The sequence below is a fragment of the Jiella mangrovi genome (assembly GCF_017815135.1).
GTDB lineage: Bacteria > Pseudomonadota > Alphaproteobacteria > Rhizobiales > Rhizobiaceae > Jiella > Jiella mangrovi.
On the sequence record NZ_JAGJCF010000014.1, the window covers coordinates 61,097 to 82,262 of the forward strand.

Annotated in this window: 18 protein-coding genes; 15 read left to right on the forward strand and 3 right to left on the reverse strand. The window is 66.7% G+C overall.

All coding sequences use genetic code 11. The annotated features are described in order from the left end of the window. Window positions 1–81: 81 nt before the first annotated feature. From J6595_RS16455 to J6595_RS16475, 5 genes are all read left to right on the forward strand, one after another. Window positions 82–843 carry a ComF family protein gene (locus J6595_RS16455; RefSeq protein WP_209595673.1) on the forward strand — a complete coding sequence of 254 codons (762 nt, stop codon included), beginning with the start codon at window positions 82–84 and terminating at the stop codon, window positions 841–843. 45 nt (window positions 844–888) lie between these two features. Next, window positions 889–1,146, forward strand: coding sequence for a glutaredoxin 3 (grxC, locus tag J6595_RS16460; RefSeq protein ID WP_209595781.1), 258 nt, complete (start codon window positions 889–891; stop codon window positions 1,144–1,146). A 51-nt stretch (window positions 1,147–1,197) separates the two neighbouring features. Then, complete coding sequence (locus J6595_RS16465) at window positions 1,198–2,082, forward strand: carbon-nitrogen hydrolase family protein (RefSeq protein ID WP_209595674.1); 885 nt, start codon at window positions 1,198–1,200, stop codon at window positions 2,080–2,082. After that, window positions 2,082–2,615: a DUF1178 family protein gene (locus tag J6595_RS16470; protein ID WP_209595675.1), complete on the forward strand. Its 534-nt coding sequence runs from the start codon at window positions 2,082–2,084 to the stop codon at window positions 2,613–2,615. The genes J6595_RS16465 and J6595_RS16470 overlap by 1 nt, the downstream gene beginning before the upstream one ends. Window positions 2,616–2,855: 240 nt before the next feature. Then, window positions 2,856–3,383 (forward strand): hypothetical protein, encoded by a 528-nt coding sequence (locus J6595_RS16475; RefSeq protein ID WP_209595676.1) that lies wholly within the window; start codon window positions 2,856–2,858, stop codon window positions 3,381–3,383. A gap of 52 nt (window positions 3,384–3,435) precedes the next feature. On the opposite strand, the gene J6595_RS16480 is transcribed toward J6595_RS16475, so the two are convergent. Then, window positions 3,436–4,155 carry a response regulator gene (locus tag J6595_RS16480; protein WP_209595677.1) on the reverse strand — a complete coding sequence of 240 codons (720 nt, stop codon included), beginning with the start codon at window positions 4,153–4,155 and terminating at the stop codon, window positions 3,436–3,438. Continuing rightward, the gene (locus tag J6595_RS16485) at window positions 4,152–5,876 is read right to left on the reverse strand and encodes a hybrid sensor histidine kinase/response regulator (RefSeq protein ID WP_245198590.1); all 1,725 of its coding nucleotides are present in this window, start codon (window positions 5,874–5,876) and stop codon (window positions 4,152–4,154) included. Before J6595_RS16485 ends, J6595_RS16480 begins: the two co-directional genes overlap by 4 nt. A gap of 523 nt (window positions 5,877–6,399) precedes the next feature. On the opposite strand from J6595_RS16485, the gene J6595_RS16490 reads away from it, so the two are divergent. Both J6595_RS16490 and J6595_RS16495 read left to right on the forward strand, forming a co-directional pair. Further along, on the forward strand, window positions 6,400–7,209 hold the full coding sequence (locus J6595_RS16490) for a polysaccharide deacetylase family protein (RefSeq protein ID WP_209595678.1): 810 nt from the start codon (window positions 6,400–6,402) through the stop codon (window positions 7,207–7,209). Window positions 7,210–7,211: 2 nt separating this feature from the next. After that, window positions 7,212–8,090: a GNAT family N-acetyltransferase gene (locus tag J6595_RS16495; RefSeq protein ID WP_209595679.1), complete on the forward strand. Its 879-nt coding sequence runs from the start codon at window positions 7,212–7,214 to the stop codon at window positions 8,088–8,090. A gap of 105 nt (window positions 8,091–8,195) precedes the next feature. Here J6595_RS16495 and J6595_RS16500 read toward each other — a convergent pair whose 3' ends face one another. After that, window positions 8,196–9,524, reverse strand: coding sequence for an adenylate/guanylate cyclase domain-containing protein (locus tag J6595_RS16500; protein ID WP_209595680.1), 1,329 nt, complete (start codon window positions 9,522–9,524; stop codon window positions 8,196–8,198). 361 nt (window positions 9,525–9,885) lie between these two features. On the opposite strand from J6595_RS16500, the gene J6595_RS16505 reads away from it, so the two are divergent. The 8 genes from J6595_RS16505 (at window position 9,886) to J6595_RS16540 (ending at window position 21,143) form a co-directional block, all read left to right on the forward strand. After that, on the forward strand, window positions 9,886–11,142 hold the full coding sequence (locus J6595_RS16505) for a glycosyltransferase family protein (RefSeq protein WP_209595681.1): 1,257 nt from the start codon (window positions 9,886–9,888) through the stop codon (window positions 11,140–11,142). Then, window positions 11,139–12,314, forward strand: coding sequence for a glycosyltransferase family 4 protein (locus J6595_RS16510; RefSeq protein WP_209595682.1), 1,176 nt, complete (start codon window positions 11,139–11,141; stop codon window positions 12,312–12,314). The genes J6595_RS16505 and J6595_RS16510 overlap by 4 nt, the downstream gene beginning before the upstream one ends. Then, window positions 12,314–13,447, forward strand: a complete 1,134-nt coding sequence (locus J6595_RS16515) for a glycosyltransferase family protein (protein ID WP_209595683.1) — start codon at window positions 12,314–12,316, stop codon at window positions 13,445–13,447. Before J6595_RS16510 ends, J6595_RS16515 begins: the two co-directional genes overlap by 1 nt. Window positions 13,448–13,582: 135 nt before the next feature. Next, window positions 13,583–15,574, forward strand: a complete 1,992-nt coding sequence (locus tag J6595_RS16520) for an ABC transporter ATP-binding protein (RefSeq protein ID WP_245198593.1) — start codon at window positions 13,583–13,585, stop codon at window positions 15,572–15,574. Next, on the forward strand, window positions 15,571–18,273 hold the full coding sequence (locus tag J6595_RS16525) for an ABC transporter ATP-binding protein (RefSeq protein ID WP_209595685.1): 2,703 nt from the start codon (window positions 15,571–15,573) through the stop codon (window positions 18,271–18,273). The genes J6595_RS16520 and J6595_RS16525 overlap by 4 nt, the downstream gene beginning before the upstream one ends. Window positions 18,274–18,496: 223 nt before the next feature. Beyond that, window positions 18,497–18,985, forward strand: coding sequence for a cyclic nucleotide-binding domain-containing protein (locus J6595_RS16530; protein WP_209595686.1), 489 nt, complete (start codon window positions 18,497–18,499; stop codon window positions 18,983–18,985). Next, window positions 18,982–19,806, forward strand: a complete 825-nt coding sequence (locus J6595_RS16535; protein WP_209595687.1) for an MBL fold metallo-hydrolase — start codon at window positions 18,982–18,984, stop codon at window positions 19,804–19,806. The genes J6595_RS16530 and J6595_RS16535 overlap by 4 nt, the downstream gene beginning before the upstream one ends. Before the next feature lie 92 nt (window positions 19,807–19,898). Further along, a complete protein-coding gene (locus tag J6595_RS16540; RefSeq protein ID WP_209595688.1) occupies window positions 19,899–21,143 on the forward strand; it encodes an adenylate/guanylate cyclase domain-containing protein in 1,245 nt (414 codons plus the stop codon). Window positions 21,144–21,166 lie beyond the last annotated feature (23 nt).

Consider the following 21,166-nt stretch of genomic DNA (forward strand, 5'->3'; position numbering starts at 1 on the left):
AAGGCAGGGAGGACGCGTGGCAAGGAGTGGCCGCGCCCGGCGGCGATGAGGATCGACCGCCGCGCCAGTGGATCGAAAACGATGCACCTCTTCAAGCGCGGAAGGGAAGCGCTGACCAATTCCCTCGGCCGCTTCCTGTTTCCGGCGGTCTGCGCCGGTTGCCAGAGCGCGGTGACGCGGGCCGGCAGCGTCTGCCCGAGCTGCTGGGCGAAGCTGCGCTTCATCGAGCGGCCGTTCTGCGAAGTGCTCGGGCTGCCGTTCTCCTATGATCTGGGCAAGGGCTTTCTGTCGGCCGAGGCGATCGCCGAGCCGCCGCCCTTCGCAAGGCTGAGGGCTGCCGTCCTTTATCAGGATCTCGCCGCTCAGCTGGTGACCGCCCTGAAATATGGCGACCGCACCGACCTCGTGCCCCTGATGGCCGGGTGGATGCGCCGTGCCGGCAGCGAGCTGATCGCCGACGCGGAGGTGATCGTGCCGGTGCCGCTTCATGCCGGCCGGCTGTGGCGGCGGCGGTTCAACCAGTCCGCCGAGCTCGGCCGTCACGTCGCCCGCCATTCCGGCATCGCCTTCGCGCCGCTGGCCCTAAAGCGCATCAAGGCGACGCGGACCCAGGTCGGCCTTGGCCAGAAGCAGCGCCAGGACAACGTGCGCGGCGCCTTCCGCGTCGCCGATCCGCGGCGCTTCGAGATCGAGGGACGGCGGGTGCTGTTGATCGACGACGTCTATACCACCGGGGCGACGGCCGCGAGCGCGGTGAGGGCGCTGAAGCGGGCCGGTGCCCTGGATGTCGACGTTCTCGTCTTTGCACGTGTCGGCTCCGGCCTTGCTAGCGGACCGGCCTGAGGCCATATCGGTCGCAACGATCTTTTCATGGACGAGGTGTGGCCGATGGCCGAAGTGACGATCTATACGCGGCAGTTCTGCGGCTTCTGCGCGCGGGCAAAGCAGCTTCTGGAAGAAAAAGGCGTCGCCTTCGAGGAGAAGGACGCGACCTCGTCGCCGGACCTGCGCGCCGAGATGCGCGAACGGGCGAATGGCGGATCGACCTTCCCGCAGATCTTCGTTGGCGAGACCCATGTCGGCGGTTGCGACGACCTATTTGCCCTCGATCGGGCCGGCAAGCTCGATCCGCTGCTGTCGGTCTGATATCGGTCTGACGGTTCCAGTATTTTCTCGGATCAACCCGGAGACCAGACAGTGACCATCTTCCGTGCGGCCGTCCTGCAGATGCGTTCCGGCACAAAGCCGGAGGCGAATGTCGAGGCCTTCACCGCGCTGGTCGAGGCGGCGGTGTTAGAGGGCGCCAACTATGTGCAGTCGCCGGAAATGACCGGCATGGTCCAGCGCGACCGCGCGACGCTGATGTCCCATCTTCGTGCGGAGACGGAAGACCCGCTTCTGGCCGAAGCCGCGCGGCTTGCCGGGCGGCACAGGATCTTCGTCCATATCGGCTCGACGGCCGTGCCCCTCGACGACGGGCGGGTGGCCAATCGCGCCTTTCTGTTCGGGCCGGATGGCGAAAGGATCGCGAGCTACGACAAGATCCACATGTTCGACGTCGATCTCGACAATGGCGAGAGCTGGCGGGAATCGCGGACCTACCGACCGGGTGAGAGCGCGCAGCTCGCCGATCTGACGTTCGACGAGGGTTCTGCAAGGCTCGGTTTTGCCGTGTGCTACGACATGCGCTTTCCGCATCTGTTTCGCGAGGAGGCGCTGGCGGGCGCCGAGATTCTGACGGCGCCGGCGGCCTTCACCCGCCAGACCGGCGAGGCGCACTGGCACGTTCTCCTGCGCTCGCGGGCGATCGAGAACGGCGCCTTCATGATCGCCGCGGCGCAGGGCGGGCTCCATGAAGACGGCCGCGAGACCTATGGCCATTCGCTGATCGTCGATCCCTGGGGCCGCGTCGTCGCCGAGGTCGACGGCGACGAACCCGGCATCGCCATTGCGGACATCGATACCGCCGCCGTGGCGGCCGCCCGGCAGAAGATCCCCAATCTCCTCAATGCCCGGGCGTTTTCGGTCGGCCGGGCCGATGGCGAGACGGTTCGCGGCGAAGGTACCCTGGCGGCGGAATAATGATCCATTTTTCTCTGCGGTGCCGGCCCGCCGGCCATTCGTTCGATGGCTGGTTCCGCTCGAACGACGATTTCGAGAAACAGGCGAAAAGCGGCCTCGTCGAATGTCCGGCCTGTGGCTCGGGCGCCGTCGAGAAGGCGCTGATGCGGCCGGCGATCGCCAAAGGTGGCGGCGCCCGGACCGAGCCGATGCGCCAGGGGACCGACGAAGGCGCGGCACTAGCGCCAGCCTCCGCGGGCGGCGCACCGGCCGCGCCTGCGGCCGCAGAGCCGCCGCAGGCCCTCGCCCATCTGCCGGAGCCGAGCCCGGAGGTGGTGAAGGCCATCGCCGCCCTGCAGGAGATTTCCCGCACGGTCCGCGCCAAGGCCGACAATGTCGGCAAGACCTTCGCCGAAGAGGCGCGGCGCATCCATTACGGCGAGAGCGAAGCCCGGCAGATCTATGGGGAGGCCTCGAAGAAGGATGTCGAGGGCCTTCGCGAGGAGGGCATCACCGCCCTGCCGCTGATGCCGCTGCCCGAGGACGGTCAGTAACGAGGCGCGGCTCGACGCTGCATCCCCGCCCTGGCGCGGGCCGCGGCCATGTCCGCAAGCCGCACTGCCGCGCGTCTGTACTTTCCAATTGCGGCGCGATCAAATCGACGCTCACGAATCGAAGATCACTGCGCCTGGCAATCTTCGAACGGCCTTTCGCCGAGAGCGCCGGGCGAAAAAGTGGAATCCGGTTTTCGAAAAGCCGGCGCGCCAGCTGTAGGCTGACGAATGGGAGGTCCGATGACGTGGCGCCTGTTGGATCGGATCACCGAGGTGACCACCCCGTGGATCGAACTCGTCGGCGAGCGGTGGCTCGACGACACCGGCAAAGCGCTCGACTACTGGCGGGTGGTCGCCGCCGACTCGGTCATCGTCGTCACCGAGCACGCCGGGTCCTTCCTCTTGCCCGAGCCGTCGTTCCGGCCGGGCGTCGGCAGGCGGACGCTCGATTTTCCCGGCGGTCGGCTGGCCAGGGATGCCGATGCCCGCGCAACCGCCCATGCGGTGCTCGCCCGTGAACTCGGCGTGAGGGAAGATGGGGTCGTCGAGATGCTCCCGCTGACCTCTGCGCCGCTCGAGGTCAACAGTTCGGCTTCGAACCAGAGGCTCCATGGTTTCATCGCAAGGCTCGATCCCGGGCTCGACCGGACCCTCTTGCTGCCGCATCGCGCCTATTCGGCAAAGGAGCCGGCGGAGCTCCTTGCGGAACTCAGCTGCCTGCAATGCCGGGCGCTCCTGCTCGAGGCGCTTCGACAGGCGAAACCGTAGCTTCGCTCGGCGCCAGGGCGCAGGGCGCTCTGATTTCCGGCACTGTTCTCCGTCAGTCGGGGGAGAAGATGTAGCCTGCGCCGCGCACGGTGCGGATCACCGAGGGGCGGCTTGGATCAGGCTCGATCTTCTTGCGGATGCGGGTGATCCTGACGTCGACGGCGCGGTCGAAGGGCTCGCTGTCCCTGGCACTGGCAAGATCGAGGAGACGCTCGCGCGAAAGCACCCGGCGCGGATTTTCCGCAAAGGCCTTGAGCAGCGAGAATTCGCTGTGGACCAGCGCTTGTTCGTCGCCGTCGTCGCCCCTCAGGGACTGGGCGTCGAGATCGAGCCACTTGGTGCCGAAGCGGATTTCGCGGCGCGGGGCCTGTTCACCCGGGCGGATGGCGGCCGGCGCGCCGGCCCGCCGCATCACCGAGCGGATGCGGGCGAGCAGCTCGCGCAATTCGCACGGCTTGGCGAGATAGTCGTCGGCGCCGAGCTCGAGCCCGACCACCCGGTCGACGAGGCTGGCCGTGGCGGTCAGCATGATCACCGGCACGTCGGCCTCGGCCTTGAGGCCGCGCACGATCGACAGCCCGTCTTCGCCGGGCATGTTGAGGTCGAGCACGATGAGGTCCGGTTTCTCCACCGTCATCTGGTCGCGCAGGGCGGCGCCGTCCTCGAGCAGGCGCACGCAATAGCCGTGCATGATCAGATAGTCGCCGATCAGCTCGCGCGTTTCCAGCTCGTCGTCGACGACGAAAATCCGGGATTCGGCCTTGCCGGTCATTGCGACTCCAGAAGCGGGATCAGGATCGAGAACGAGGCGCCGCCCATCCGCCCCTTCTCCTCGACGACGATTTCTCCGTCATGCAGCTCAACGATCTTGGCGACGATCGAAAGCCCGAGCCCGGTCGAACTCTCACCGCCGGTCGGCTGGGCCGAGAGCCGTTGAAACCGGCCGAACAGACGGCCCATGTCCTGGCTGTTGAGACCGGGGCCGGAATCGGAGACCGAGACCCTGGCTTGCCCGCCGTCCGTCCCGGCCTCGACCCGGATCTCACCACCGACGGGCGTGTATTTCATCGCGTTGCTGACGAGATTGTCAATCGCTTCGGCGAGCCGGTCCGGATCCCCGGCGACGCACAGGGGCCCGTCCTCGATCGCGACCGTCAGGGTCTGCCTCTTGCTGTCGCAAAGGGCGCGGTTGAACTCGGCGTTTGATCTTGCGATTGCCGAAAGATCGACGGGGCGCTTTTCGACCGAGATGTCGAGCGCGTCGGCGAGGGCGTCGGCGATCGACATGTCGACGATCTTCGTCATGCGCTCGGCCGAGGTCCGGATGTGTCGAACCTGCTTGACGAGCGGCTCGCGGATGGCCTCTGCGAGGGGCTCGAAGAGGGTCGTCAGCATTTCGGTGCGGCCGAGGATGACGGCGATCGGGTTCTTCAGATCGTGGGCGATGGTGCCGAGGATCTCGTTCTTGAAGGCGTTGACGCGTTTCAGGAGCGCTCCTTGCGCCGTCAGCCTCTCATTGGCGCAGGCGAGCTCCTTCGTGCGCCGCGCGACCCGCTCCTCCAGATCTTCATTGGCAAGGCGCAGCTCGTCGTAGAGCTTGGCGTTGTCGAAGGCGATGGCGAGCTTTGCCGAGAAGACCGAGACCAGGGAGGCCTGGGTTTCGGTCAGGTCCTCGGCCGTCGCAAGAGCGACGAGGATCTCCGATCCGCTGCCGGTCTTGACGAAGAGACAGACGAGCCCGTCATGGCGGATCGGCCGGCCCGCCTTCGCGGCAGCGGCGAACAGGTCGCAGCGGTCGAGGCCTGTCTCCTCGAAGGTGCCGAACTTGCCGAGACCTGCGAGGACGAGCGGATTGGCGTCGCCCGTCTCGCGCATGATCAGGATGCCGTCGGTCTCGATCTCCAGAAGGGCGCTGATCTGCATCAGGACGCCGTGCGCGAGTGTCTTCAAAGAGCGATCGTCGAACAGCGAGGCGGAGGCGCTGACGATCATCTCGAGGCCGATGCGGGTATCGTCCAGACGCTTCAGCTGGTCGTAGCCGCGCAGCGCCGCCGTCAGCGTCGTGAACAGCTTGTCGGCTGTCAGCTCGGTCTTGGCCTTGTAGTCGTTGATGTCGTAGTCGACGACGACCTGGCGCTCGGGCGCCTGTCCGGGCTGTCCCGTGCGCAGGATGATGCGGACCAGCTGGTTGTTCAGATCCTCGCGAATGGCCTTGGCGAGCTTCAGCCCGGCATCGTCGCTCTCCATAACGACGTCGAGGAGAACGACGGCGGTATCGGGATTGTCCCGAAGCAGCGCCAGCCCCTCTGCGGCCGAATGCGCCCCGATGATCTCGAGACCGTAGCCATGGAGCGCGAAATGCCTCAGCGCGAAGCGCGTGCCTTCGTGCACCGCCTCGTCGTCATCGATCACGGCGAGCTTCCAGCCCGGCTTCACCGGGCGGTCGAGCGGCTGCTCCTCCGGTTCGGCAAATTCCAGGAAATCACTGACCATGGCTTCGTCGATCGTCGTCTCGCCGGTTCGTCGCAGCGCCCGGGATTGGTTTTCTGGCAAAGTTCTCGCCGCTGATCATAACCGAGCGGCAGGTGGGGGACCAGCAAATGTGGCGAGAAATGGCAAAGACCCCGGTTCGCGGACGACGTCGCTCTCCGGCTGCGGCGATGCCCGCCGGCACCGGGGCGCCGGGTCGCGCCGAAAGGGGTTCGCAAAGCGGCTTCATGACGGTATCCAGAGCATGGTCGCAGGACGGCCTGCATTCGAGGACGAGGAAGCTAAGCAGGCGACTAAGCCGAGCGTATTTCAGTGGTCTTTCGCGGCGGGCCTATTTGGTTTCAGTCAGGTTTCGTTCACGCGGCCGGGCCGTCCCGCCATCCGGCGAAATTAAAACGGCCGACCCTGCCGAGCGTCCGGGGGCGGCGAAGCATCAGTCAGAGAAAAACGAGGGAGCGGCGGCCGGAGGTTTCGAGCGGACATGATGAAAGTCTGCCAAAGGAATGTCTCGAGCACCGATGAAGCCATGCAGTCATTCGACGAACTCGACGAGGAACTCGATCGGTGGGCGGCTGCCGGCCGCGCGGTCTCGCTGTGGTGGCGCGACGACGACGCGGCGGCGGCGACGCCGCAGCTGACGCGGCTGATCGCGATGGCGAGGCGCCACCGGCTGCCGATCGCCATCGCCGCCGTGCCGGCGACGATGCAGGCCGATCTCGTCGGGGCGCTGTCGGCTCCGGGCGTCACGGTGCTGCAGCACGGCCATGCCCACAAGAACCACGCCGGCGCCGGAAAACGGCCTGTCGAATGCGGCGGCGAGCGGCCGACGAAAGAGGTTCTGACAGATCTTGGCGAGGGCATGCGCACCCTGATGCGCGAATTCGGCCCGACCTTTCTGCCCTTCATGGTGCCGCCGTGGAACCGCATCGATCCGGCGGTGGCCGCGGCGCTGCCGCAGCAGGGCTATTTCGGCCTGTCGGGCTTCGGCCCGCGCCACTACAACGGCATCGGGGGCGATGGCTCGACAGAGGACGCGCCGCTCGTCCTGCCGCCGCGCTGCACGGTGATCAATGCCCATCTCGACGTCCTGACCTGGAAGGGCGGGCCGGCCTTCGCCGGAGCCGACAAGCTCATCCGCCTGTTTGCCGAACGGCTGGCCGACCGGCGGCTTGCGCGCACCGATCCCGACGAGCCCTTCGGTCTCCTCACCCACCATCTCGACCATGACGAGGCGACCTGGTCGTTTCTGGAGCGCCTCCTCGGCCGCATCGCCGCTCATCCGGCGATCCGCTTCCAGCCGATTACCACGCTTCTCACCGAAAGCCCGGTGCGCTGACGATGGCGGCGCGCGTCAGGCCCGCCGGCGATGGCGACGTCGATCGGGTGGCCGGGCTTCTCCACGACAGGATGAACGCCCGCATTCCCGCCGAGACCTGGCGGCTCCTGCTCGATTACCCCTGGCGGCCGCCGGAGGCCGAACGCGGCTGGCTGGTCGAAGACGACGGCGAGATCGTGGGTTTCATGGGAACGATCTATTCGGATCGACAAACGTCAGCGGGGCTGCGCCGCTTCTGCGACCTGTCCTCCTGGTATCTGATGGCCGCCTATCGCGGCACCGGCATCGGCGACGAACTCCTGCGGGCCGGCATGGCCAAGCCCGACGTGACCTATCAGACGATGACCGCGCGCCGGGCGACGGGGCGCAAGATCCGGGCGCTGGGATTTTCCATCCTCGACGACAGCCGAAGCCTGTTCCGGCCGGCCGGCGGCGAGGGCGAGCGGCCCGACGACGGCGATCTCAGGCTGATCCGCGATCCGGCCGAAATCCGGGAGCGGCTGACGGCGCAGGAGCGGCGGATGCTCGACGACCATCACGGCTTCGACATCCACCACGCCTTTCTGGAAACCGAGGCGGGGCAGGGCACCTGGCTCGTCTGGCAGCGCAAGCTGAAGGGCGAGGCGGTCGCCTATCACGACGTGCTCCATGCCTCGAACTACGATTTTCTATCGGCGAGCGCGGCAAGGATCGCCGGTCTCGTCTGCGTTGGCGAGAAGGCGGTTCTGGCGATCGACACACGGATGATGAACGCCGGCGACGATCCGGGCGAAGTCGAGATAATCCCGCTGCCGCGCTGGTATCGCCCGCGCGATGTCGGCCCGCGCGATGTCGGCCATCTTTACTCGGAAGTGCTGCTCTTGGACCAGAAGCTGCCGTGAGGGGGATTGCCCAGGCACGGACGCTTCAGACACCCTACCCTGTGGTGCGGCCGTAACGACGCGAAGGGCGCCCCGAAGCGCGAGGGTGCTCAGCTCTCCTGCCCTTCACGCCACCACCGCCAGCCTCAGCGGTTCACCGACCCCGGCGACGTGGCGGCCGGGCAGATGCCGCAGCCGCTCCTGTGGCTGAAACCCCTGAGCGCTCGCCGCCTCCAGCGTCTTCGCCGTGGTCAGCGCCGCCGTCCCTTCCACCTTGTTGTGCTTTTCGAGCTTGGCGGCGAGATTCACCGCCTCGCCGATCACCGTGTATTCGAGCCGCGCCGCGTCGCCGAGGGCGGCGAAGATGACCGGGCCGGCCGTCGCCGCGCCGTTGACCGTCAGGCGAAAGCCGGTTGCCGCCGCTTGATCCTCGGTCCACGTTTGCGCCGCGAGGGCGATCTCGCACAATGCGTTCAGTGCATCGGCCGCCGGTGTTTCGCTCGGCCGCGCCGCGCCGAAGGTCGCGAGCAGGCCGTCGCCGAGATATTTGTCGACGATCCCGTTGTGCTTCTCGACGATCGGGGCGACGATCGCATGAAGCGAGACGAGCGTCGCCACGACCTCCTTGGGATCGCGCCCCGCCGCAAAGGCGGAAAAGCCGCGAATGTCGAGGACGAGCATCGCCGCGTCGCGCTCCACCCCCTCGCCGGCGACGACGGCCTCGTTCGAGCCGGTGATCGCCGCCTCGACGGGCGCCGGCAGGAAGCGGCGGATCTCGGCCCGCTCCACCTGTTCGCGGGCGGTGCGCAGGACGAGCTTTTGTGCCCTCGCGACGGCAATGGCGAGGATCGCCGAGACCGCGACCATGACGACGACCTTGTCCACCTCGGCGCCGATCAGGATCTTCGTGCCGTTCATGTAGTCGACGAAGCTGCGGGTGATCGCGTCGCGTCCGTCCTCTGCGATCGTCGCGAATACCAGGCCGACCCAGCCGATCGCCGCGCATAGACCGGTGAGGAGCACCCAGATCGGATCGAAGCGCAGCGCCCGCAGCGCAATGAAGACGAAGACGTAAAGGATCGTCGGGGCCTTCAGGGAAAAGGCCTGCGGCTGGTGGTACTGAAGATGGAACGACCATATCAGGCCGTAGAGCAGCGCGATGTCGACGACGAGCGAGGCGAACAGGAAGAGTTTCGGCAGCGTCCTTCGACGCGACAGGCTGAGCCTCAGCATCGTCAGGAAGACATAGATGCCCAGTCCGATCGGCACCAGACTGTCCGTCATGGCATCGATCGGCTTGGGCGCGACGAGATAAAGGCCGAGGAGAAAAAGACCCAGGGCGAGCTGCACCCAGCCTGTGAGCTTCTCGCTCTTGGCGTCGAAGCGGACGATGTCGGCGGCAATCCGGTCGGGTACGGCCCCGGACGGTCGCGCCGCGATCAGGCGTCTCAACATGGCAGCCACCTTTCTCAGCCCGCCGCCCCGCAATGGCCGGCCATCAGCTGTTCGCAGAAATCAGTTGCCGCGCAACTCGGCCGTTCCGTCAACTCCGCGTGACGATAAGGCCGACTTTGCGATATGTCCGTGAGGCTGTATTTTCCCCATCGGCGGCAAAGGCCGCTGTCGCCAACGCCGATTGCTTGATCGCAAGAGTGCAACGCAATAGGAAAGGCAATCGAACGAGGCTTGGTCGGTCGGTGCCGGCAAGGCCCCGGAGCGGCCGGCGGCAAGAAAAGCGTCGGTATCTCGACGCGGACGGACGGGACGAAACCGGTTTCGTCATCGGGCATCAAACAGGGCTGCGCCAGGAGAAACCATGCAGTCTCGGTCTCCACGCATCCTGATCTACAGCCACGACACGTTCGGGCTTGGCCATTTGCGGCGCTCGCGGGTGATCGCCGAGGCGCTGGTCGCCCATCGGCCCGATATCTCGATCCTGATCGTCGCCGGTTCGCCCATGGTCGGCTCCTTCAGCTTCCCGCCGCAGGTGGACTTCATCCGCGTGCCGGGCGTCGTCAAGCTCGGAGCCGACAGCTACGCGCCCTCCAATCCGGGGCTTTCGATCGAGGATCTGACCGAGATCCGCTCGGCAATCATCACCAAGACCGCCGAGATCTTCGACCCCGACATCTTCCTCGTCGACAAGGAGCCGCTCGGCATGCGCGGCGAGGTCGCCGAGAGCCTGGCTTTCCTGAAGACCACCGGTTGCCGGCTCGTGCTCGGCCTGCGCGACATCATGGACGAGCCGTCGCGGCTCGCCGAGGAATGGTCGCGCAAGGGCGCCTTTGCCGCCGTCGAGGAGCTTTACGACGACGTGTGGATCTACGGCCTGCCGGAAATCTGCGATCCGCTCGAAGGGATCGGGATTTCGGACCGGGTGCGGGCTCGGGCGGAGTTCACCGGCTATCTGCCGAGGGCGGACGAGCCGTCCGGCGCGCTGCCCGAGCAGATCAGGCTGGGCGAGCGGCCCTTCGTCCTGGTGACGACCGGGGGCGGCGGCGACGGCGCCCGCCTCGTCGACTGGGTTCTCAGGGCCTATGAGAGCTGCGATACGATCGGCCTGCGTGCCAAGATCGTGCTCGGGCCGTTCATGGAATCGGCTTTTGCCGCCGATTTTCAGGACCGGGCGCGCAAGCTGGACAGCGTCGATCTCATCACCTTCGCCGCCTCGATCGAACCCTTGTTCGAACGCGCCGAGGGCATTGTCGCCATGGGCGGCTACAACACCTTTTGCGAGATCCTGTCCTTCGACAAGCCGGCGGTCATCGTGCCGCGCCGCCAGCCGCGGCTCGAGCAGTTCATCCGCGCCTCGCGCGCGGAAGATCTCGGCCTTGCCCGGATGCTTCTCGACGACGAGGCGGAGAACGCCGCCATCATGGCGGATGCGATCCGGGCGCTGCCGTCCCAGAACCGGCCCCAGGCCGCTGCCATTCCGAAACTTCTCGGTGGCGTTTCGACGATCCGGCGGCTGGTCGACGAGATCGTCGCCGAGGGCCGGCCGCGGCAAGCACGCTCCACCGGCAACGGCTCGGCCGAGCCCGCCTTGCAGGTTTCGTCCTACGGCCGGCCATGAAGATCCTGTTCTATGCGCCGATGAAGGCGCCGGACGATCCGATCGCTTCGGGTGACCGGCTCGTCGCCCGCAATCTCGCCGCAGCGCTGGAAAGACGCGGCCATGACGTGGTGCTGGTGTCGCGGTTTCGCAGCTATGACCGCGGCTCAGCCTGCCGTCAGGACAGGCTGGGCGCGATCGGGCAGCGTCTTGCGCAGCGTCTCCTCAGGCGCCTTGAGAGGTCCCCGGACCGCCCGGATCTCTGGTTCACCTACCATCTCTATCACAAGGCGCCCGATCTGCTCGGGCCATATGTCGCGACGGCGCTCGGCATTCCCTATGTGGTCGCCGAGGCCTCGGTCGCCGGCAAGCAGCGGTCGGGGCCTTTCGAGCGCTTCTATCGCGAGAGCGTTGCGGCGCTCGGCCGGGCCGATCTCGTCCTCACCCTCAATCCGAACGACGCGGCGGGCGTGCGTCCGCATCTGAGGCCGGACGCGCCGATGGCGGATCTGCCGCCCTTCATCGACGCCTCGCCCCTTCTGGCGGCGACCGGGGACCGCGGCGGAGCGCGCGCGCGGCTTGCGCGCCGCCATGGGCTCGACCCGTCAAGGCCCTGGCTCGTGACGGCGGCGATGATGCGCAGCGACCAGAAGCTCGCCTCCTACCGTGTCTTGGCCGAAGCCGTGTCACGGCTTGATGCCGACGCCTTCGAGCTTCTGATCGCAGGAGCCGGCCCCGCCGAAGCCGAGGTGCGCGCGGCCTTTGCCGAAAAGGGCGTCGACGCGACGTTTCTGGGGGAGGTGCCCGGCGCCGACATGCCGGCGCTTCTGTCCGCCTGCGACCTGTTTGTCTGGCCGGCGGTGAAGGAGGCCTATGGCATGGCGCTGATCGAGGCGCAGGCCTCGGGCCTGCCCGTCGTCGCGGGGGCGAGCGCGGGCGTCGCCGGCGTCGTCGGCCATGGCCAGACGGGTCTTCTCCCGCGCCAGGGCGACGCCGACGCCTTTGCCGGGGCGGTTCGCGCCCTGCTCGATCCCGGGCGGCGCCGAGCTTTCGGCGAAGCCGCGCGACAAAGGGTCGTCGACCATCATGACATCGCGTCGGCGGCGGGCCGGCTCGATCACCTTCTCGGCGAAACGCTCCGCCGCTTTCGGGCCTCCCGCGCCCCGTCTCGCAGCATCGAAAGGACCGTGTGATGCGGGTTCTGTTTCACGTGCAGCATCTCCTCGGTGTCGGCCATCTGAGGCGCGGCGAACTGATCGCCCGGGCGATGGCCGCAAGAGGCATCGAGGTGACGGTTGCTCTGGGGGGTCATCCGGTGCCCCAGATGCCGTTTGCCGAGGCCGATGTCGTGCAGCTGCCGCCGGTCTCGATCGAGGGAGCGGACTTCAAGACCCTTTACGACGAGGCCGGCGTGCCGGTCGATGCGGCATGGAAGGAGCGGCGGACCAAAGCTCTGATCGATCTGCATGATCGCCTGCGGCCCGATGTCGTCCTTCTAGAGATGTTTCCCTTCGGCCGCTGGCGCTTCAGGTTCGAGCTGGTGCCCCTGATCGAGCATGCGAGCCGGATGGGGACGAAATGCGTCACCTCGGTGCGCGACATTCTCGTCGCCACCAAGCATCCGGAGCGGGCGGAGTTCGCCGCAAGGCTCGCGCGTCAGCATCTCGCCGCCGTGCTGGTGCATTCCGACCCGGCGCTCTTCACCTTCGGCGAAACCTATTCCCATGCCGGGGAGATCGAGGATCTCGTCACCTATACCGGTTACGTCACCGAGGCGGCGGAGCGCGGGGCGGGCGAGGCGAACGACCGCGTGGTCGTCTCGGCCGGCGGCGGCGCGGCGGCAGGCTCCCTGCTCCAGACCGCCATCGCGGCGCGCAAGCTGTGCCCTCCCGAGATCCGCGACAAGGTCTGGCACTTCCTCACCGGGCCGCGGGCGAGCGACGCCGAATATGCAGCGCTCGCGGCGATGGCAGACGAGAAAACCATCGTCGAGCGTTTCTCTCCGCGCTTCCAGGCGCTGCTCGACGGGGCGTCGCTGTCGATCTCGCAGGCCGGCTACAACACGGTGATGAACCTGATGCGGGCGAGGATCCCGGCGATCGTCGTGCCCTATGACGACGGCGAGGAAACCGAGCAGGCGTTTCGCTCCAGACGGATGGAGGCGATGGGTCTCCTCGACGTGGTCGAGGCTTCGACGCTCTCGCCGGACATCTTCGCCGCGGCAATTGCGCGCGCTCATGCCAAGCGGGATCGGCCGGCGGCCGCGATCGATCTGGAAGGCGCCGATGCCACCGCGCTGGCGATCAGGAGACTGATCGACGGCTAGTCCTCTTCCGCCGGCCGGCGCTTTCGACAAAACATCTGGCGAAGCGCTGCCGCAACCGTGATAATGCAACCAAAGCCTCGGCAGACGGAGGCGAAGCGACCGGCCGTGAGGCGGCGCAACTTTGGGGAAAACGGCTTGGCGCGTGACGTGCGATCGCCACCGGCGACGGTTTCGGTTTCTGCGGATCGCGCGGCGGCCGCGCTTCTTTCCATCGAGGACCTGTCCGTCGAGTTCCGCTCGATGGCCGGCACGACGAAGGCCGTCTCCGGCTTCTCGATGTCGGTGGCGCCGGGGCGCACCGTCGCCCTTGTCGGCGAATCCGGCTCCGGCAAGTCGGTGACCTCCCAGACGATCCTCGGCCTTCTGCCGAAGAACGGCGTCATCACCTCGGGCAGGATCCTGTTTCGCGACGCCGAGCTCGGCGAGGTCGATCTGGCGGCGATCCCGCGCGCCTCGCCGAAGTTCCGCTCGATCCGTGGCCGCTCGATCGCCATGGTCTTCCAGGAGCCGATGACGGCGTTTTCGCCGCTCCACACCCTCGGCGACCAGATCGGCGAGATGGCGGCGATCCACCGGTCCGCCTCGAAGGCCGAGATCGCCGAGCTGACGGCCGAGACCTTGAGGCTCGTGCGCTTTCCCGAGCCGCAGCGGGCGCTGCGCATGTATCCGTTCGAGCTGTCCGGCGGGCTGCGCCAGCGGGCGATGATCGCCATGGCGCTGATGTGCCGGCCGCCGCTTCTGATCGCCGACGAGCCGACGACGGCGCTCGACGTGACACTGCAGGCGCAGATCCTCAAGCTTTTGAAGGATCTTCAGGCCGAGCTCGACATGGCGGTGCTTCTGATCACCCACGATCTCGGCGTCGTCGCCAATCTCGCCGAGGAAGTCGTCGTCATGCATCACGGGCGGATCGTCGAATCCGGCTCGGTCGAGACGATCTTTTCGCGCCCCTCCCATCCCTATCTCGTCTCGCTGATGAAGGCGGTGCCGGATTTTTCCGAGACCGAGCAGCGGCGGCTGACGCCGATCCGCGAGATCAAGATCGATGCCGACGCGCTGGTCAGGCCGCAGGCGAGCGGCCCGATCGGCGAGCCGCTGGTGGAGGCGCGGCATCTCACCAAGAGCTTTTCGCTGCGTGGCGAGCGGCGTCTCGTCGGCCGGGCCCCGGCGCGGGTGATCCGCGCGCTCGACGATGTCAGCCTGACGCTGCTGCGGGGCGAATGCCTCGGCCTCGTCGGGGAATCGGGCTCCGGCAAGACGACGCTCGCCCGGGCGCTGATGCGCGCCGTCCCGGTCGATTCGGGGTCGATCGTCTTGCATGGCGGCGAGGCGCCGGTGGATATCGTGTCGGCCGATCGCGAGACGATGTTCAAGGTCCGCAAGCGGATGCAATATGTCTTCCAGGATCCCTTCTCGTCCCTCGATCCCAGAATGACGGTCGGTGCGATCCTGTCCGAACCGCTCGAAATCCATGATCTGTGCAAGCCCGCCGAACGCCGCGCGCGGGTCGAGCGGCTTCTTGCCGCCGTCGGGCTCGAGCCTGCCTATGCCTCGCGCTATCCGCATAGCTTCTCGGGAGGCCAGCGCCAGCGGATCGGCATTGCCCGAGCGCTCGCCCTCGAGCCGGAAATCCTCGTCTGCGACGAGCCGGTGGCCGCCCTCGACGTCTCGGTCCAGGCCCAGATCCTCAACCTCCTCAAGGATCTGCAACGGCTTTCGGGCCTCACCTACATCTTCATCACCCACAATCTCGCCGTGGTGAACCACATCGCCGATCGGATCGCCGTGATGTGCGACGGGGCGATCGTCGAGCTCGCGCCCCGGATCGAGCTGTTGCAACGGCCGCTGCATCCCTACACGAAGCTTCTGATCGAGGCCGTGCCCCACGCCGACCTCGCCCGTCCGCTGGATTTCTCCAATCTCCCCGAGGCCGGGCTGATCGGCCGCCGCGACTGGCCGGCGCCTTTCACGGTGGCGGCGGGCGAGGAGCTGCCGCCGCTTCTGGAAGCGCGGCCGGGACATTTCGTGCGCGCAGCCGACCTCGATTTTCTGAAAGGCGGCGTTCGCCGCGGCGGCGTCGACGCGGCGGTGGCGTCCGCGGTCCGATCGCTGGAGACGCCGGCATGAGCGCGCCCGACGAACTCGACGAAAGCGTCTTTCGCTATGTCTGGCGCTACACCAAGAGCCAGCAGCTGTGGGTGTTCGGCGTCCTCGCCGTGTCGCTGCCGCTCTACTATCTGACGCTTGATCTGCCCAAGCGCATCGTCAACGGCCCGATCTCGGGTGAATGGCAGCCGGGACAGACCCAGACCCTGTTCAATTTCTTCATCCCGCTGCCGGATTTTCTCGGTGGTGGGCAGCTGCACATTTCGGACGGGGTGGAGCTCGACCGGTTCGGGGTGCTCGTCGCGCTGTCGATGACGTTCCTGTTCTTCGTCATCGTCAACGGGCTCTTCAAGTTCTATCTCTCGACATACAAGGGCAAGCTCGGCGAGCGGCTCCTGCGCCGGCTGCGCTATCAGCTCGTCGACCGGGTGCTGCGGTTTCCCTCCGGCCGCTTCAAGCAGGTGCGCGGTTCGGAAATCGCCTCGATGATCAAGGACGAGACCGAGCCCGTCGGCGGCTTCGGCGGCAGCGCCTTCGCCGATCCGGCGCTGCTGCTCAGCCAGGCGCTGACGGCGCTGTTCTTCATCGTTCTGCAGAATTTCTGGCTCGGCATGGTCGCCGGCGCGATCGTTCTGGTGCAGATCCTGTTGATCCCGCGCATGCGCCGCCGGCTGGTCGTTCTGGCGCGCCATCGCCAGCTGACCGCCCGGATCCTCTCCGGCCGGATCGGCGAGGTGGTCGAGGGCATCGCGTCGATCCGCACCAACGACACGTCGAACTGGGAACGGGCGGAACTCGGCAGCCGGCTCGGCAAGATCCTGTCGATCCGCTACGATTTCTACCAGTGGAAGTTCTTCGTGAATTTCCTCAACAATCTGATCGCCCAGATGACGCCGTTCATCTTCTATCTCGGCGGCGGCTATTTGGTGATCCAGGGCCGGCTCGACATCGGCCAGCTGGTCGCCGTCATCGCCGCCTACAAGGATCTGCCGGCGCCGCTGAAGGAGCTGATCGCCTGGGATCAGGGCCGCGTGGACGTCCAGTCGAAATACGCCCAGATCCGCGAGCAGTTCGTGATGAACGACCTCGTGCCTTCTGATCTGCAGAAGGTCTGCTTCGATCCTCCGCCGAAGCTCGATGGCGAAGTCGCGGTGACGAACCTGAAGGTGACCGACGATTCCGGCAACGAGCTGCTCTATCCGACGACGCTGAAGCTCGCCTCCGGCGAAGCCGTGGCCGCCGTCGGTCCGCCGGGCGGCGGCGCGGAGTATCTCGCCGATGCGCTGGTGCGGCTCGTTCAGCCCGCCGGTGGCCGCATCGTCCTTGCCGGAACGGCGCTCGATACGATGCCCGATGCCATTCCGGGCCGGCGTCTCGGCTATTCGGCCTCGGGCCTGTTTCTGCCGCAGATGAGCGTGCGCGGGGCCCTGACCTACGGCCTCCAGCATGTGCCGCTGCGACGCGAGGAGCGAACCAACGCCGCAGAGGTGATGCGGCTCGAGGAGGCGCGGCTCTCCGGCAATATCGATCTCGACATTCGCGACGACTGGATCGACTACGAGGCGGCCGGCGTGTCCGGTCCCGACACGCTTGCCGCGCGTCTCGCCGAGGTGCTCGACATCGTCGAGCTGCGGTCCGACATCGCCCGCCTTGGCCTGCGCGGCAAGCTGCCCGACAGCCTCGCCGAGGGCGTCGCCGACCGGATCCTGAACGCAAGGGCGCGCTTTCGCCAGCTTTTGATCGAGGGCGGCGACGAGGACTATTTCGAGGGCTTCGACAAGAGCCGCTATTCCGAATATGCGACGGTCTTCGAAAATCTCGTCTTCGGCATCGCCGATCCCGACGCCGACGCCGAGGAGCCGCTCGTCGAGCGGGCGTCCCTGCAAGCGGTCCTGAAGACGACCGGTCTCGACGAAAAGCTCTTCGTCATGGGCCGGCAGATCGCCGAGACGCTGATCGAGATCTTCGGCGATCTTTCCGCCGACAACCCGCTGCTCGACGACATCGACCTGATGTCGCCCGAGGACGTCGATCTCTACCGGGCGGCGCTGCGCCGGATCGACGGCGAGGCCAAGCGCGACGACAAGGATCGCCGCGCCTTCCAGCGTCTGGCACTGAACTATGTCGAGCCGCGCCATCGCCTCGGACTTCTCGACGCGGACATGCAAAAGGCGATCGTCGCCGCGCGCGAGCATTTCGCCGACGGGCTCGGGCCGGACCTCGCCGGGGCAGTGTTCCTCCATGACGCAGCCGGCATCAATCGCGCCGCGAGCCTTCAGGACAACATCCTGTTCGGCCGCATCGTCTCGCGCTATGCCGAGGCGCCGGGGCGGATCAACGCGGTCCTGTCGGAAACCCTCCATGCGACCGGGCTGTTCAAGGTGGTCTTCGATCTCGGCCTCGATTTCGACATCGGCAGTGGCGCCAAGCGGCTTTCCGCCGGCCAGCAGCAGAAGCTGACCCTGGCGCGAGCGCTGCTCAAGCGGCCCGACATTCTGGTTCTCAACCGGCCGCTCTCGGCGCTCGACGGCGAGACCCAGCGGCGGATCACCCACGCGGTGATCGAGGCGCGCCGGACGCTGGACGTGCCGCGCCAGGTCATCCTGTGGGTGCTCGGCCATGCCGACCACGCCGATCTCTTCGATCGGGTGATCGAGTTCCGGGAAGGACGCCTGCAGGAACGGGAAAGCCAAACGGCGCAACCCCAGGAGGTCATGTGACCATGCGCGTCTTGGTGCCTTTCCAAATGCGAGCGGCGGCCCATCCTATTGATGCAGCCGGCGCAGACGTGCCAAGCTTGGCGGGTGCTTTCGCCGAGATGCAATCGGCGGCCGAAAAGGGGCTGATTTCGCAGCATCCCGGCTTGGCGGCGATGGCGGTGTATGGCGGCTCCCGGATCGGGGCCGGCTTGCGTAAGGGACGGCGGGGCTAGGGTCGAAGACGATGCTTCTGAAATCCGAAATCGACCTTTTGCGGGCCGTCCCGCTGTTTGCGGGCATCGAGCCGAGCCGGCTGAAACTCATCGCCTATACGGCCGAGACGGTAATGTACCGCGAAGGCCAGGTGCTTTGCCGTCAGGGCGAAAGGGGAGACGCCGCCTTCGTCCTGATGGAGGGGGAAGCGGACGTTTCCATCGCGGCGGAGACCGGCGATTTCGTGGTCGCCAGCCTGAAGACCGGCGATGTCGTCGGCGAGATCTCGATCCTTTGCGACGTCCCGCGCACCGCCACCGTGACGGCGACGACGAAGCTTTCGGCACTGCGCGTGCGCAAGGAGGCCTTCCTGCAGCTCGTGCGGCAGTTTCCCGAAATCGCGACGGAAGTGATGCGTGGCCTCGCCGAGCGGCTGAGCCACACCAATGCGGAACTGGTCAAGGCCCGCAATCTCGCGGCCGGCCAGGGGCATGGGCAGGGGCAGGGGCGGCCGCAATGAGCTCGTTCGAGCTGACCGTCTGGGGCGCGCGGGGTTCGATTTCGGCACCGGCCGCGGCCAACAAGCACTACGGCAGCGACACGAGCTGCATCGAGCTTCGCTGCGGCGGGCGGACGATCTTCCTCGACGCCGGCACCGGCATCGTCGCCGCCGGTCGCAGGCTCTACGAGGCGAAGGTCGCCGACTTCGACATTCTCCTCACCCATTGCCATTTCGACCACATCATGGGCCTGCCCTTCCTGATCCCGCTTTACAAGGATCACGTGTCGGCCCGCATCTTCGCCGGCCATCTCCTCGACGGCACGACCTGCCGGGAGATGGTCAACGACTTCATGTGCGCGCCCTATTTTCCGGTCTCGCCGAAACAGTTCGCCGCGGACATCGACTATCGCGACTTCCGCCCGCCGGACGTTCTCGATCTCGGCGACGGGATTGCGGCGAAGACCTTCCGGCTGAACCATCCGAACGGCGCCGTCGGATACCGCGTCGAATATGACGGGCGGGCGCTCTGCTACATCACCGACACCGAGCACGAGGTCGGCACGATCGACGCCGCGCTCGTCGAATTCATCGCCGGGGCCGAGGTGATGATCTATGATTCGACCTATACGGACGAGGAATTCGAGCGCTATGTCGGCTTCGGTCACTCGACATGGCAGCAGGGCGTGCGCCTTTGCAAGGCTGCCGGCGTGAAGCAGCTTCTGCTGTTTCACCACGACATCTCGCGCACCGATGGCTGGCTCGAGGACATCGAGGCCAAGGTCGAGGCCGAGTTTGCCGGTGCTCGCGCCGCCAGGACCGGCATGACGATCGCGATCTAGGGCTGCGGGAGGGCGCGGGCCGGCCCGCGCGGGAGTGACGCTTCTGTCGCGGCGGTCCCCGGCAAAGGGGCCGCGATGCTGTGGGCAAGACGATGAAAGGGGCCGGCATGGGGCTCGCCGATCAGGTCAATGAATGGCTCTTGAGCGAGGCTCTGGGGGAACCGAAGCTCGAGGACATCTTCTATCGCCTGTGCATGAAGCTCCTCGGTATCGGCGTGCCGATCTCGCGGGCCCGGCTCAACTGGCCGACGCTGCATCCCTTGTTTCGTGCCGAGATGATCTCTTGGGATCGCGATGAAAGGGAGGCGACGCTCGGCCATTTCCACCATCAGGATGCCAACACCAAGGCCTGGCAGGCGAGCCCGCTGAGGCACATGCTGGAGAATGATCTGAATATCCTGCGCAGGCGCCTGACCGGACCCGGCAAGCTGATCGATTTCAGGCTCCTGGAAGAGCTGGCGGCGGATGGCATCACCGACTATCTGGCCCTGCGCACGGGCTTCAAGCAGGCGGGCAAGGGAATCGACTCGAGCGGGACCGGCATCATCGTCATCTGGGCCTGCGATCGCGAGGGCGGCTTCACCGAGGAGGACCTTTCGGTGTTGCAGGAGATCCAGCGCAGCCTGTCGCTGGTTTCCAAGTCGATCATCCAACAGCAGATCACCACCAACATCGTCGAGACCTATCTCGGCCGTCAGGCCGGGCGCAGCGTGCTGGAGGGCAACATCCGGCTCGGCGACGGCGCGACGACCAAGGCGCTCGTGTGGTATTCCGACCTGCGCGGTTCGACGCATCTGACGAGCACCCTGCCGAGCGAAGACTTCCTGGCACTTCTCAACGCCTATTTCGAATGCGCGGCCCGCCCTGCGATCCGCGTCGGCGGCGAGGTGCTGGCCTTCATCGGCGATGCGGTTCTGATCGTCTTTCCGATGGAAACGCGGGAGGAGGGTGAGGAACTGAGCAAGAAGGTGCTCAAGGCGATCGCCGAATCCTTCGAGATGCGCGACGCTTTCAATGCCGAACGCCGCGGCAAGGGCCTCGACGAGCTCTTCTTCGGCATCGGTCTCAATCTCGGCAAGGTGGTCTTCGGCAATATCGGCGTCCCCGAGCGCCTCGCCTTCACCGTGATCGGCTCCACCGTGACGGAGGTTGAGCGGATCGAGAAGCTGACCAAGGGTCTGGGCACGAACGTGCTCGCCAGCAAGCGCGTCGCCGATTTCCTGCCCGACCGGTGGGAAGCGGTCGGTGCCCACATGCTCGACGGTGTGGACGACCCGGTCGAACTCTACATGCCGCGCATGGGCAGCGAAGCGGCGATGAAGGCGGCGGCGGAATAGACGCGCGCCAAGGCTTGATGCGA

Excerpts from the sequence above, each read along its gene's own strand:
- J6595_RS16455 (WP_209595673.1), top strand. The coding sequence starts at position 82 with ATGCACCTCTTCAAGCGCGGAAGGGAAGCGCTGACCAATTCCCTCGGC.
- grxC (WP_209595781.1), top strand. The coding sequence starts at position 889 with ATGGCCGAAGTGACGATCTATACGCGGCAGTTCTGCGGCTTCTGCGCG.
- J6595_RS16470 (WP_209595675.1), top strand. The coding sequence starts at position 2,082 with ATGATCCATTTTTCTCTGCGGTGCCGGCCCGCCGGCCATTCGTTCGAT.
- J6595_RS16475 (WP_209595676.1), top strand. The coding sequence starts at position 2,856 with ATGACGTGGCGCCTGTTGGATCGGATCACCGAGGTGACCACCCCGTGG.
- J6595_RS16480 (WP_209595677.1), bottom strand. The coding sequence starts at position 4,155 with ATGACCGGCAAGGCCGAATCCCGGATTTTCGTCGTCGACGACGAGCTG.
- J6595_RS16485 (WP_245198590.1), bottom strand. The coding sequence starts at position 5,876 with ATGGTCAGTGATTTCCTGGAATTTGCCGAACCGGAGGAGCAGCCGCTC.
- J6595_RS16490 (WP_209595678.1), top strand. The coding sequence starts at position 6,400 with ATGCAGTCATTCGACGAACTCGACGAGGAACTCGATCGGTGGGCGGCT.
- J6595_RS16495 (WP_209595679.1), top strand. The coding sequence starts at position 7,212 with ATGGCGGCGCGCGTCAGGCCCGCCGGCGATGGCGACGTCGATCGGGTG.
- J6595_RS16500 (WP_209595680.1), bottom strand. The coding sequence starts at position 9,524 with ATGTTGAGACGCCTGATCGCGGCGCGACCGTCCGGGGCCGTACCCGAC.
- J6595_RS16505 (WP_209595681.1), top strand. The coding sequence starts at position 9,886 with ATGCAGTCTCGGTCTCCACGCATCCTGATCTACAGCCACGACACGTTC.
- J6595_RS16510 (WP_209595682.1), top strand. The coding sequence starts at position 11,139 with ATGAAGATCCTGTTCTATGCGCCGATGAAGGCGCCGGACGATCCGATC.
- J6595_RS16515 (WP_209595683.1), top strand. The coding sequence starts at position 12,314 with ATGCGGGTTCTGTTTCACGTGCAGCATCTCCTCGGTGTCGGCCATCTG.
- J6595_RS16525 (WP_209595685.1), top strand. The coding sequence starts at position 15,571 with ATGAGCGCGCCCGACGAACTCGACGAAAGCGTCTTTCGCTATGTCTGG.
- J6595_RS16530 (WP_209595686.1), top strand. The coding sequence starts at position 18,497 with ATGCTTCTGAAATCCGAAATCGACCTTTTGCGGGCCGTCCCGCTGTTT.
- J6595_RS16535 (WP_209595687.1), top strand. The coding sequence starts at position 18,982 with ATGAGCTCGTTCGAGCTGACCGTCTGGGGCGCGCGGGGTTCGATTTCG.
- J6595_RS16540 (WP_209595688.1), top strand. The coding sequence starts at position 19,899 with ATGAAAGGGGCCGGCATGGGGCTCGCCGATCAGGTCAATGAATGGCTC.